We start from the raw sequence: 12,835 nt of genomic DNA, 5'->3' as shown, positions 1-12,835 counted from the left end.
TGCGGACGCGCGTCAGATCAGGTTTTGCGACAGCTCGCGGATGATGAACCGGCCGTGCCCCTTGCTGCCGAGGTATTCGCCGCGGTCGATGACCACCCGGCCGCGCGAGAGCACCGTGTCGACATGGCCATCGATCTCGAAGCCCTCCCAGGCCGAGTGGTCCATGTTCATGTGGTGGGTCTTGCCGAAGCCGATGCTGGTGTGCCCACTCGGGTCGTAGATCACGATGTCGGCGTCGGCGCCCGGGCTGATGACACCCTTGCGCGGGTACATGCCGAACATCCGGGCCGGGGTGGTGCAGCAGACCTCTACCCAGCGTTCCAGCGAGATCAAGCCGTTCTTCACGCCCTGGAACATCAGGTCCATCCGGTGTTCCACGCCGCCGATCCCATTGGGGATCTTGCTGAAATCTCCGACGCCGAGCTCTTTCTGGTCCTTCATGCAGAACGGGCAGTGGTCGGTGCTGACGGAGCTGACGTCACCGGTGCGGATATACCGCCACAGCTCGTCCTGATGCCCCTCGGCCCGCGACCGCAGCGGCGTCGAGCACACCCACTTCGCGCCATCGAAACCCGGTGCGCCCAAATGCTCTTCGAGTGAAAGGTACAGATACTGCGGACACGTTTCACCGAAGACGTTCTGCCCGTTTCCCCTCGCGGTGGCGATCTGTTCCATCGCCTGCTTGGCCGAGACGTGCACGACATACAGCGGCGCGCCGGTCAACTGGGCGAGCATGATGGCCCGGTGGGTCGCTTCCTCCTCCATCTGCCACGGCCGTGAGACACCGTGGAAGTACGGCGTGGTCTCGCCGCGGGCGAGCGCCTGCTCGACGAGCACGTCGATAGCAATTCCGTTCTCCGCGTGCATCATCAGCAGCGCGCCGAGATCACCCGCCGCCTGCATGGCCCGCAGGATCTGGCCGTCGGTCGAGTAGAAGACGCCGGGGTAGGCCATGAACAGTTTGAAGCTGGTGACGCCCTCGGCCACCAATTCACTCATCCCCTTCAGGGATTCGTCGTTCACCTCGCCGATGATCTGGTGGAATCCGTAGTCGATAGCGCACTGCCCCGCGGCCTTCTCATGCCAGGCGCCCAGAGTGTCCTGCACTCGCTCCCCGGGCTTCTGCACCGCGAAATCGACGATTGTGGTGGTGCCACCCCAGGCCGCGGCTCTGGTGCCGGTCTCGAAGGTGTCGGACGCCTCGGTACCGCCGAAGGGCAGTTGCATATGGGTGTGCCCATCGACGCCGCCGGGGATCACGTATTTACCGGTGGCGTCGATCACGACGTCCGCGGATTGCGTGAGGTCGGCGCCCAACGCCGTTGCACCGGGTTGTAGAACGGCGACGATGGTTTCGCCGTCCACGAGGACGTCGAGCAATTGCGATCCGGTCGCCGAGACGACCGTGCCGCCGTGGATGAAGGTCTTTGTCATATGAGTCTCACCGGCCTCAGGGTGCTACCAACGGTCCGTAGGCGTCGGGGCGACGGTCGCGGTAGAAGGCCCACCGGTCGCGCACCGTCTTGATCAGGTCCATGTCGAGATCGCGGATGATCAGTTCGGGGGCCGTGTCGGAGGCGACGTCACCGACGAACTTGCCCTCAGGATCGACGAAGTAGCTGGTTCCGTAGAAATCGTCGTCGCCGTATTCGGCCTCGATGCCCACCCGGTTGATCGCGCCGATGTAGTACTCGTTGGCGACCGCGGACGCGGGCTGCTCCAATTTCCACAGATAACCCGAAAGGCCGCGCGAGGTGGCCGATGGATTGAATACGATCTCCGCACCCGCCAAGCCGAGCGCCCGCCAGCCCTCTGGGAAATGCCGGTCGTAACAGATATAGACACCGACCTTGCCGACTGCGGTGTCGAACACTGGCCAGCCCATGTTTCCCGGCCGAAAGTAGAATTTTTCCCAGAACCCGTTGACGTGCGGGATATGGTGCTTGCGGTACTTGCCGAGATAGCTGCCGTCGGCGTCGATCACCGCCGCGGTGTTGTAGAGCAACCCGGGCTGCTCCTGCTCGTACACCGGCAGCACCATGACGAGGCCCAATTCTTTTGCCAGGGCGGCGAATCGTTCCGTGGTCGGACCCGGCACCGATTCCGCGTAGTCATAGAACTTCGCGTCCTGCAACTGGCAGAAGTACGGGCCGTAGAACAACTCCTGGAAGCAGATCACCTTCGCGCCCTGCGCGGCGGCCTGACGTGCATAGTCCTCGTGCACTTTGATCATGGACTCTTTGTCGCCCGTCCAGTTCGTCTGGACGAGCGCCGCTCGAACGATTCCCATGCTTTGTTATACTTCACTCCGATCCAATTCGGTTGTGTTACAAGATTGCGGAAACAGTTTCGTGGCCGTAAACCTTGATGCCGATGATGGTTACGGTCCGGTGCCCGAAGCAGAATGAGCGTGTGACAATCGAGCCCGCGACGACACCCCGCGCACCGAACAACGGCGCGGCGCCCGCTCCGGCCGTTGTGTCACCGGCCGAGTTCACCGCGGATCTCGACGATCGCACCCCGGCGGGCATCGCCGCCGCCGTCAGCCGCCGGATCCGTTCCGGCGCACTCCAACCCGGGTCGCGACTGCCCACCGTCCGCGAGGTCGCCAAGGAGCTACGGGTATCGCCTTCTACGGTGAACCAGGCCTGGCGGGCGCTGGCCGCGACCGGGGCGATCATCGCCCGCGGACGGGCAGGCACCTTCGTCGGCCAACCCGAAATCGCACGGCCCACCACCCCGACCGGCCGCTACCAGCGCCTGCACCCACCGACCGACAGCGCGTTCCGTGTCGATCTGTCCCGCGGCACCCCCGATCCGGATCTGCTCCCCGATCTCGCCGCCGCGCTGCGCGACATCGCCAGCCATGGTGGCGGCGACCTGGCCGCCGACTACATGGGCGAGGCGGTGTTGCCCGACCTCGCCGCCAAGGTGCGCACCGACTGGCCCTTCCGTGCCGAACGTCTCGCCGTCCTCGACGGCGCCCTCGACGCTGTCGATCGGCTGCTCACCGCGCACATCCGACTCGGCGACGCGGTCGCTGTCGAAGACCCGTGTTTCCCGCCGTTTCTGGACCTCTTGGCCCGCATCGGCGCCCGCCCGATACCAGTTCGAATGGACGAATCCGGTCTACTACCCAGCGATCTGGCTCGCGCTGTCGGTTCGCACGCCGCCACCGCACTGATTCTGCAACCCCGCGCACAGAACCCCACCGGCGTTTCCCTCACCGCGAGCCGGGTCCGTGAACTGTCCGACATCCTGCAGAACACCGCCGCCCTGGTGATCGAAGACGACCATTCGGCCGGGATCGCCGCGGCACCATTGCGCTCCCTGGGCAGCAGGCTGCCCAGGCGCACCGTGCATATCCGCTCGTTCTCGAAATCCCACGGCGCCGACCTGCGTCTCGCGGTGGCGGGGGGACCCGCCGGACTCCTCGACCCCGTCGTCGAACGCCGCATGCTCGGCCCCGGCTGGACCAGCCGCCTGTTGCAACGCGTCCTGCTCAGCATGCTCGACAACGAAGATGCCATCCACATCGTCACCGCGGCTCGCGCCGAGTATCGAAGACGCTCGGCCGAACTCCGCCGCGCGCTGTCCAGCAGAGGCATCACCATCGCCCGCAATGACGGCATCAACCTCTGGCTCCCGGTCGCCGACGAGAACGCGGCCATGATCTCGCTCGCCGCCGCAGGCATCAAAGTCGCCCCCGGGGGACCCTTCGAAGTCGGCGACCACCCCGTCTCCGACCACCTGCGCATCACCGTCGCGGCCGTCACCGACAGCGATCTCGACTGGCTGGCAACGGAATTGGCCGCCGCCACCACCGCCGCCCCTACCTATCGACGGGTCCGCCGAGCCTGAAAGCACGGCAACAAGCCGCGCGTGCTCGCGGCCGATCGACGCCGCAAAGCACCAACCTGCCACGCTCTTCGGGGAGAGATGGAATGATCGCCCGGAGCATCGTCCGGTGCGCAACCCGACAGAAGGAGATTCCGACCGGTGAGCAGCGAACTGCAGGCCCGAGAACTCGACCACGATCGGCGCAACCGGCAGCAGCATCGCCGAATGGGCGTCCCCATGCGTGCGGTGCGCTTGCTCGGCGTCCTGGCCGCCGGGGCGGCGGTGGCGGTTCTCGCCGCGGGCGGCGTCTCGGCCGACACCGGGATCCGACTCGAAAAAGCGACGGGCGCGGGCTGTTCCGAGCCAGCCGCGGGCCAGCCCAACGGCAAGCAGTGGCAGGCCGAGCCCGGAATGGTCATCGATACCAGCGCCGGATACACAGCCACGCTGGAAACCACCTGCGGCACGGTGACCATCGCGCTGGAGGCCGCTCAGGCGCCGCGCACGGTCAACTCCTTCGCGTTCCTGTCCGGCGAACAGTACTTCGACCACACCAAATGCCACCGGCTGACCACCCAGGGCATTTATGTGCTCCAGTGCGGTGATCCGACCGCCTCCGGCATGGGCGGCCCCGGCTACAAGTTCCCCGACGAGAACCTCGCCGGCGCGACCTACCCCGCGGGCACGGTCGCGATGGCGAACGCCGGACCCGGCACCAACGGCAGCCAGTTCTTCCTCGTCTACCAGGACACCCGGTTGCCCGCGAACTACACCCCGTTCGGCCGGATCATCGGCGGCATGGACGTGCTCGGCACTATCGCCGCAGCGGGTGTCCAGGACGGATCGGGCGACGGCGCCCCCGCCACCGACATGATTCTCGATTCGGTGACCACCGTGCGCAACTGAGTCCGACCACTCACGAACACCGACAGCCCACCAGACCTCGCGGTCTGGTGGGCTGTTCTCGCTTGTTGACGGTGCACTGGGCGCTGTCGGACACCGGCAGGTTCGATGAGCGCGGCCGCTCGGACCTCCCCCGCTGATGGATGTCTCGTCAGTCCAGCCGGAGCATGTCCGGCCACGCCTGCGACCACATCCGACGCGGCTGCTCACAACGCCAGATCGTGACATCGCGGGTGACGCCCGGGTATCCCAGGCGGGCATCCACGCGGCCGATCGGTGTCACGGTCTCGAAGATCGAGTGCAGGTCCCCTTCGTCGCCGCCGACCCACAGCACCGTCGTCGCGGCGTCCGGTGGGGTGCCGAAATAGCCGAAGCCGCGGTTGGGGCTGTAGATCGCGGGCAGCCCGTAGCGCTCCCGATCCACGTCCAGCGCACTCGCCTGCCAGTAGGAATCGACAATGACGACCGCCTTCTCGCGCGCCGACTCCGGCAGTCCGCGATAGGCTTCGGCGGTTGCCCCGCGCAGCTCCGGCCAGCCGAACTTGCCGTATACCGAGATCTGCAGCCCCGCCTGGGCCTGACTGTCCACCGGATCGATCGTCGACTCGGATTTCAGGGGCAACGAAAACACCACTACCACAATCGAAATCGCGACGAGCGGAACGGCGACGAAGGGCCGCCAGCGTGCGGTGCTCTGGGTCCACCGCACCGCCCCCGCCGCCATGACGGCCGCATAACAGCCTACGGCGTAGTACGGACGGCCATTGGTGATCATGAAAGCGACGGCGAGCAGGATCGGCATCAGACCGAGGAATCGATACGGGCGCAACGATTCCCAACGAAACAGCGCCCAGACGCCTGCGAAGAGCAACACCGCGCCCAACACCCCTGCCGCCACAACGGCGATCGGCAGCCATGTGTAGCGACCGCCGATCACGCTCTGTTCCGCGGCGACCACCGCGCCGAGGCGCAGCTGCGGCCAGTCGTGACCGGCCTGCCAGACCAAGCTCGGCACGGTGGCCACGACCACGATTGCCCCGCCCAGCCACAACGCCGGGCGTCGCAACAGTTCTCGCGGACCATAGATCGACACGCCGATCGCCACCGCAACCCAGAAGAACGGGATCAGCCATTTCACCTGCATGTCGATCGCGGTCACCACGGCCGCCCACACCAGTAAGCCGTCCTGGCGGGTCCGTACCCATCGGATCAGCAGCCAGCTGATCAGCACCCACAGTGCGGTGTCGATGGTGTTGGTGGCCAACTGGCTGCCCTGCACGAGCAGGAACGGCGAGGTCGCGTACGCGGTCGCGGTCAATAGCTGTGCGGCACGGGAGCCGCCGAATTCCCGCGCGATCTGCGCGCTGAGGAAGATCGCCGCGATGGTGACCAGCACGGCCGGAATCCGCAGTGCTATCAGCGATCCCGGTGCGAGCAGATCCATCAGTCGCGCGATCGCGGGCAACAGCGGACCCTGATCGGCGTATCCGACAGCGAGCCTGCGCCCGGCGGACACGAAATACAGTTCGTCACCGAAGAAGCCGTAGCGCCCGAGGGTCGCCAGCAACGCGATGGCCGACACCAGGGCGATCGCCGTGACACCGACGAGCGCGTACGGCTGCCGGGCTTCGGGTCTATCACCCTCCCGCACATCGGCTTCCACCACACTAGTCATCGTCCCCCACCTTCCGCGTCGCCAAATCGAACATCCTCCTCAAATGCGCCGAGTACTTGCCCATGTCGAAATCCGGCTCCCGGATCGAGCGTCCGGCTGCGCTGTCGATGGAGTCACGGATCGACTTGGCCATGATCACCACATCGAACTCGCCGAAAACCCCGGTGTCCTGGCCCTCGCGCAGCATCCCCACCAGCGGCTCGAGCACCGCTCGCTCGCCGTCCGGATTGGCGAAGACCGACTTCCCTTCCGCGTCACGAAGATTCACCACCACGTCGGTCATCGCCGCGACGTAGTTCTTGTTCGCCTCGATGAAAGCCAGATTCGAATCCAGGTACGCCAATAGCCGATTGCGCGGCCCTTCGGCCGCGGCGACCACCGGAACCATGTACTCCGCGCCGGACACATACAGCTGAATCACCAACTGCATCATCAGATCGTCTTTGCCCTCGAAGTGATAGGAGATCACGCCTTTCGAGATGCCGGCGTGCTTGGCGATCCGCGCCAAGGACGCCTTCCCGTACCCGACCTCCGAGATCACCTCCACCGCGGACGCAATGATCTGCCGCCGCCGCGCCTCCTCGATAAAGGACCGCTGCTGGCCCATCGGACTATTTTCTGGCCGCACGGCCAAATTTTAGCACGGACGGTCAGTGCGGGTTCCGCCACATCGCCCACAACGTCGGGCCGCCGTCGGCCAGCGCAACCCGGTTGACGACTTCGAAGCCGAAGCGCTCGTAGTAGGGAACGTTGTCCGGGTGGCTGGATTCCAGGTAAGCCGGGTGCTGGTCGGCGTCGCATTGGTCCAGGCGATGTTGCATCAGCGCTCGCCCGTACCCGGCTCCACGGACCTGCGGGTCACTGCCGATCGCCGCGAGGTACCAGTGCGGCTCGGGCGGGTGGCTACGCGCGAGGGTGTCGCCTATTGCCTTTCCCGCCAGAATTCGAGTGCCGAAGCCACTGATGAGGGTGGGCAGCATGCGCAGTTCCGACAGTGTCGAATGCTCCCATCGGCCGGGCCGGTTCCACAATGCCACGCCCGCCAGCGCACCCACGGTGTCGTAGGCGATGTCCGCGCCGCCCGCAGCGAGGTGGTGGTGGCGTGTCATGGCCGCGAAGAAGCGCGGCAGGCCGTGTGCCCGTTTGTCCTCGCGCGACCACAACCAGGTCATGACCGGGTCGTTGTGGAAGGCGCGGGCCAACGTTCGCGACAATGGCGCGACATCGGTCCGGTGCGCGGAACGCACATCGACAGTTCTGCCCATGTTTGCCCTTTCTGACAATCCGTTCACTGGACGGCTCGATCTGCGAAGTGGTGGGTTGTGCCGCGCGCCCAGCCCGGATCACCGTGTCGGACGAAGCCGGTCCAGCCGGCGCGGACCTCGGCCACGAGGCCGGCCGGGCGCACACCGTTGAGCATCGGCGCATGTCGCCATGCCATCGCGTGGCCGAGCAGGAACGGCAGCTCGATGCCATGGCAGGCACCGAACGGGCTGGTGCCGGGATGCCAATCGAAGCGGTACAGCCACGGTGGCTCGCCCCGGTCGGTGAGCGACTTCGCCAGCTGCCGCGTCGGCTCGTGAAACATCCGGTCTGTCACGGTCGCCACGGCATTCCGATCGCCTGCGAAGAACGCTGCCGCCTCGTCGCGCGTTGTGCCCATGAGGATCTCGACCCCGTCCGCGCCGCGCCGCTCGATCGCCTCGACCAGATCGGCGGCGACCATCGTGCCGTCGGCGACGAGTTGGAACGGCGGGACCGGGCTCGTCGGGCCCGCCGTGCGGCGCGCGACCGCGCCTTGCGCGGCGAGCAACCGCGCCACCGGCACGTCGATGATCCGCTCCGCACGGTTCGGACCGATGTCCAACTCCCGCAACAACATTCTCCCGATATCCGCTGCTGCATCGGGTGCTGCCGGGGGCATGCCGAGCGGCGCACTCTGCACGATCGCGCGGCGGACCAGCCCGCGCGCACGGTTCCCCGACAGCAACGCCATAGTCGAGATCGCGCCCGCGGACTGTCCTGCGACGGTGACCTTCTCGGGATCACCACCGAAGGCGGAGATGTTGTCGCGCACCCAATTCAGCGCTGCGAGCGTGTCCGACAGCCCCATGTTGCCCTCGCACACCCCGGGCAGACGCAGGTAGCCGAGCGCGCCGAGCCGATAGTTCGCGGTCACCACCACGATGTCGCCCTGCGCCGCGAATTCCGCGCCGTCGTACCATGGCAGCCCACCCGAGCCGGTGAGGAACCCGCCGCCGTGGATGAACACCAGGACCGGATGGCCGCTGCCCGCGGGCGCCCACACGTTCAGCGACAAGCAGTCCTCCGACTGTTGCGGTGCCGCGCCGGGCCCCATCACCGGTGCCATGCGAGATGGCGGCTGCGGTGCGGCCGGGCCGGGTGCGACAGCCTCACGCACCCCCTGCCACGGCGTCGCGGCTTGCGGCGGCCCGAATCGCGTGGCGCGAGCGAACGGTATGCCGAGGTAGGCACCAACCCGCCCGTCGGGGACGCCGCGAACGCGGCCAGAGGTCGTCTCGACGATCATCGCGCCGCGAAGTACAAAGCGGCGCCGTAGGCGTCACGCGCGGAGACGAAGAACCCGTCCGAGGTGGACCGAGTCTCGGTGCCTGCGCCTTCCACGATCCCGCGGGCATGATTCACGTCGTCGACCTGGATGGTCATCGCCGCGAGGTAGGACTGCGCGAGGAGGGGTTCGCCGGGCAGTGCGTCCGACACGTCCGAGGCGCGAACCAGCTCGAGCCGCACATCTTTTCGCTCCAGTACTGTGCGCGCACCCTCCGGCCTGGAATCGGTTTCCAGCACTCGGCGATACCGCTCCACGACCGCGTCGAACTGATCATCGGCGGCCACGATCAGCACGGCCGCAATGCCCCGGGCGCCGTTCGGGTGGTCGAGGTAGCGCGGCTGGTGTACATACTCCCTGGTGAGGTGCTGCGCGATGCCGATGTAGCCCTCGACGGTGGTGCGCGGATCGACGTGCAGGGAGCGAGCCCGCATGGTGCGGGTGCCCTCCTCGGTGTCGACATCGCGTTCCAGATCGAGGACGCCCGAGGTGCGCAGTCCGGCGGCTGTCAGTGCACGGTCGACGCCCTCGGCGTTGTCGGTATCGAAGTTCAGGATCTGGAAACCGTCGGCCATCGACTTGGTGCGCCATGGGTCCGGCGCGGACTCGTCGATGATGCCGAGCAACTCTATGTACGAGCCGCCGAACAACAGGCACGCATTGGCCGTGCACACCGGCTGCGGCGGCTCGCCCGGCCGCTCGCTGAGCAGGTGGCGAGAACGTGGGCTCGCGGTGAAGCCGAAGGAGCGGTACGTGCGTTCCAGTCCGTCGAGGTCGCGCGTCAGGATTCCGGTGTGGTGAAAGGCGTTGATGCTGTATGTCATAGGCCGATTCTGCGATCGCGGCGGCTGCCGGGACCCCCAGCACGGGGCGCTACGCCGGTATCCGACACTCACCTACCCTGGACTGGTGGAATCGGACACGCACCACCCGCTCGACAACCTCGACCTGCAGCTACTGCACGCGCTGCAGATCGACGGGCGCGCGTCGTTCAGCAGGATCGCCGAAGTACTCGGCGTCTCCGACCGCACCGTCGCCCGACGCTATGAACGGCTGCGCGCCGCGGGAAAGCTGCGGGTGACCAGCGCGACCGACAGCGACCTATCCGGGGCGGCCGAGTGGGTGGTGCGCATGCGCGTGCTCCCGCACGGGACCGACGTCCTGGCCCGTGCACTGGCCCGGCGCCCCGACACCGCCTGGGTCACCACGATGTCGAGCGGCACGGAGATCGCCTGCGTCTTTCGTGTCCCCGACGGTGGGGCGGTGCCGCTGGCGGCTCTTGCACGCCACCCACAGGTTCGAGACGTGTCCGCGCAACAACTGCTGGCCCAACTGATGGACGGCCGTTGGCGTGGCCGCACCTCGGCGCTCACGGGGTCTCAGATCGATGCGCTGCGGCCGCCACATGAGGACGAGGCCGCCCCGGTCTCCCCGATCGATCTCGACCGGGCGCTGGTCCCGGCGCTTGCGGTGGACGGCCGCGCCACCTACCCCGACCTGGCGCGCAGGCTCGGCTGGTCGGAATCCGCGGTCCGACGCCGTCTGGAAGAACTGCGGCGTGCCCAGGTGCTGCGGCTCGAGGTCGAGGTCGAGCCCGTGGTGTTCGGCTACTCGACGCAGTGCGTGCTCTGGCTCACCGTGGCGCCGACCCATCTGATCGACGTCGCTCGCGCGCTGGCCGCCGACAACGAAGTGGCGTTCATCGGCGCGATGACCGGTGTGCACAACCTGATCGTCATCACGGTCCTACGAGATTCGGCCGCCCTCTCCACCTACCTGACCGACCGGATCAGCGCACTGAACGGCATCGAACGCATGGAAGCGACACCGGTCACCTCCTATGCCAAACGCACCGCGCCCCGGCACTGATCGCCACACACCAAAAGGCCGCGCTTCCCATGGAAAGCGCGGCCCTCGGTCTCGAACCTACAGGTACTGACCCGTATTCGACTCGGTGTCGATCGCGCGACTGGCCGAGGCGTTCTTGCCGGTCACCAGCGTGCGGATGTAGACGATCCGCTCGCCCTTCTTACCCGAAATACGAGCCCAGTCATCGGGATTCGTGGTGTTGGGCAGGTCCTCGTTCTCGGAGAACTCGTCCACGATCGAATCGTAGAGATGCTGGATGCGCAGACCCGGGCTGCCGGTGTCGAGCACCGCCTTGATGGCGTACTTCTTGGAGCGGTCCACGATGTTCTGGATCATGGCGCCGGAGTTGAAGTCCTTGAAGTACAGGACTTCCTTGTCACCGTTGGCGTAGGTGACCTCCAGGAAGCGGTTGTCCTCGCTCTCGGCGTACATCCGGTCGACGACCCGTTCGATCATCGCGCGGATGCACTTGGCCTTGTCGCCGTCGAACTCGGCGAGATCGTCCTGGTGCAGCGGCAGGAACTCGGTCAGGTACTTCGAGAAGATGTCCTGCGCCGATTCCGCGTCCGGCCGCTCGATCTTGATCTTCACATCGAGACGACCCGGTCGCAGGATCGCGGGGTCGATCATGTCCTCGCGGTTGGAAGCGCCGATCACGATGACATTCTCGAGGCCCTCGACACCGTCGATCTCCGACAACAGCTGCGGCACGACCGTGGTCTCCACATCGGAGGACACGCCCGATCCGCGGGTGCGGAAGATCGAGTCCATCTCGTCGAAGAACACGATCACCGGCGTGCCTTCGGACGCCTTCTCCCGTGCCCGCTGGAAGATGATCCTGATGTGCCGCTCGGTCTCACCCACGAACTTGTTCAGCAGCTCGGGGCCCTTGATGTTGAGGAAGAACGACTTGGCTTCCTTGGCATCTTCACCACGGGACTCGGCGATCTTCTTGGCCAACGAATTGGCCACCGCCTTCGCGATCAGCGTCTTGCCGCAGCCGGGCGGACCGTAGAGCAGCACGCCCTTGGGCGGGCGCAGCGCGTACTCACGGAACAGCTCCTTGTGCAGGAAGGGCAGTTCCACCGCGTCGCGGATCTGCTCGATCTGGCGACCGAGGCCACCGATATCGGTGTAGCCGACATCGGGCACCTCCTCCAGCACGAGGTCTTCGACCTCGGCCTTGGGAATGCGCTCAAAGGCGAAGCCCGCCTTGGTATCCACCAATAGCGAGTCGCCAGGGCGCAGCTTGCGAATGGGCGAATCGGGGTCGTCGATATCGTCGACCTCGGCGACCTTGGCAAGCGGACCCGCCAACCACACCACGCGCTCTTCATCGGCGTGGCCGACGACAAGGGCCCGGCGGCCGTCGTCGAGGATCTCGCGCAGGGTGCCGATCTCGCCGACCTTGTCGAAGTAGTTCGCCTCGACAACCGTCAGCGCCTCGTTGAGGCGGACGGTCTGGCCGTATTCGAGGGTCGTGGTGTCGATGTTCGGTGAACACGTCAACCGCATCTTGCGACCCGAAGTGAACACGTCGACCGTCTGATCCTCGTACACGCCGATCAGAACGCCGTATCCGCTCGGTGGCTGACCCAGCCGATCGACTTCCTCACGCAACGCGACGAGCTGCTGCCGCGCTTCCTTGAGTGTGTCCATCAGCTTGCCGTTGCGAATGGTCAGCGAATCGATGCGGGCTTCCAATTCCCGCGCATGATCCGGCGAATCGGCAAGTTGCCTTCGGAGTGCAGCCGCTTCGGCGCGTACCGCCTCGAGCTCTCTCCAGGCCGCCGAATCCGAATTCTCGATGGGGCTCATGTGCTGCTCCTCCCAGTCCCGGTCTATCAACGCTACCGGGCGCGAACTGTTCTCGCTTTCCGACATGGTTTCGTCGTGATCACATCTAGGCTGCGGTCAGCGGCCGGACGAACCATGTTAGCCTGCCCTAACCTGCTTCC

At 66.2% G+C, this 12,835-nt stretch carries 11 protein-coding genes; 3 read left to right on the top strand and 8 right to left on the bottom strand.

Features of this window, described 5'->3' with window-relative positions; genetic code table 11:
• Positions 1-12: 12 nt before the first annotated feature.
• Together hydA and OHA42_RS22170 are read right to left on the bottom strand one after the other, a co-directional pair.
• Entirely contained in the window at positions 13-1,434 is a 1,422-nt protein-coding gene (gene hydA, locus OHA42_RS22175) for a dihydropyrimidinase (RefSeq protein ID WP_406229790.1), read from the bottom strand.
• A 16-nt stretch (positions 1,435-1,450) separates the two neighbouring features.
• Positions 1,451-2,290 (bottom strand): nitrilase-related carbon-nitrogen hydrolase, encoded by an 840-nt coding sequence (locus OHA42_RS22170; RefSeq protein ID WP_406229789.1) that lies wholly within the window; start codon positions 2,288-2,290, stop codon positions 1,451-1,453.
• A gap of 122 nt (positions 2,291-2,412) precedes the next feature.
• On the opposite strand from OHA42_RS22170, the gene OHA42_RS22165 reads away from it, so the two are divergent.
• Complete coding sequence (locus OHA42_RS22165; RefSeq protein ID WP_406229788.1) at positions 2,413-3,861, top strand: PLP-dependent aminotransferase family protein; 1,449 nt, start codon at positions 2,413-2,415, stop codon at positions 3,859-3,861.
• A 138-nt stretch (positions 3,862-3,999) separates the two neighbouring features.
• Complete coding sequence (locus tag OHA42_RS22160) at positions 4,000-4,746, top strand: peptidylprolyl isomerase (RefSeq protein WP_406229787.1); 747 nt, start codon at positions 4,000-4,002, stop codon at positions 4,744-4,746.
• Between the two features lie 148 nt (positions 4,747-4,894).
• On the opposite strand, the gene OHA42_RS22155 is transcribed toward OHA42_RS22160, so the two are convergent.
• From OHA42_RS22155 to OHA42_RS22135, 5 genes are read right to left on the bottom strand one after another with little or no spacing between them, the layout of a single operon-like run.
• Positions 4,895-6,418: an ArnT family glycosyltransferase gene (locus OHA42_RS22155; RefSeq protein WP_406229786.1), complete on the bottom strand. Its 1,524-nt coding sequence runs from the start codon at positions 6,416-6,418 to the stop codon at positions 4,895-4,897.
• Positions 6,411-7,025, bottom strand: a complete 615-nt coding sequence (locus tag OHA42_RS22150; protein ID WP_406229785.1) for a TetR/AcrR family transcriptional regulator — start codon at positions 7,023-7,025, stop codon at positions 6,411-6,413. The genes OHA42_RS22155 and OHA42_RS22150 overlap by 8 nt, the downstream gene beginning before the upstream one ends.
• Before the next feature lie 43 nt (positions 7,026-7,068).
• Positions 7,069-7,683 carry a GNAT family N-acetyltransferase gene (locus OHA42_RS22145; RefSeq protein WP_406229784.1) on the bottom strand — a complete coding sequence of 205 codons (615 nt, stop codon included), beginning with the start codon at positions 7,681-7,683 and terminating at the stop codon, positions 7,069-7,071.
• Between the two features lie 23 nt (positions 7,684-7,706).
• Positions 7,707-8,969 (bottom strand): carboxylesterase family protein, encoded by a 1,263-nt coding sequence (locus OHA42_RS22140; RefSeq protein ID WP_406229783.1) that lies wholly within the window; start codon positions 8,967-8,969, stop codon positions 7,707-7,709.
• Complete coding sequence (locus OHA42_RS22135) at positions 8,966-9,832, bottom strand: VOC family protein (protein WP_406229782.1); 867 nt, start codon at positions 9,830-9,832, stop codon at positions 8,966-8,968. The genes OHA42_RS22140 and OHA42_RS22135 overlap by 4 nt, the downstream gene beginning before the upstream one ends.
• An 85-nt stretch (positions 9,833-9,917) precedes the next feature.
• On the opposite strand from OHA42_RS22135, the gene OHA42_RS22130 reads away from it, so the two are divergent.
• Entirely contained in the window at positions 9,918-10,877 is a 960-nt protein-coding gene (locus OHA42_RS22130; RefSeq protein WP_406229781.1) for an Lrp/AsnC family transcriptional regulator, read from the top strand.
• 57 nt (positions 10,878-10,934) lie between these two features.
• Here OHA42_RS22130 and arc read toward each other — a convergent pair whose 3' ends face one another.
• Positions 10,935-12,761: a proteasome ATPase gene (gene arc, locus OHA42_RS22125; RefSeq protein WP_406229780.1), complete on the bottom strand. Its 1,827-nt coding sequence runs from the start codon at positions 12,759-12,761 to the stop codon at positions 10,935-10,937.
• Positions 12,762-12,835: the final 74 nt, after the last annotated feature.

It is taken from the genome of Nocardia sp. NBC_01009, assembly GCF_045208035.1.
Lineage (GTDB): Bacteria > Actinomycetota > Actinomycetes > Mycobacteriales > Mycobacteriaceae > Nocardia.
The sequence above is the reverse complement of the archived record's forward strand: the minus strand, read 5'-3'. Positions and strand labels throughout refer to the sequence as shown.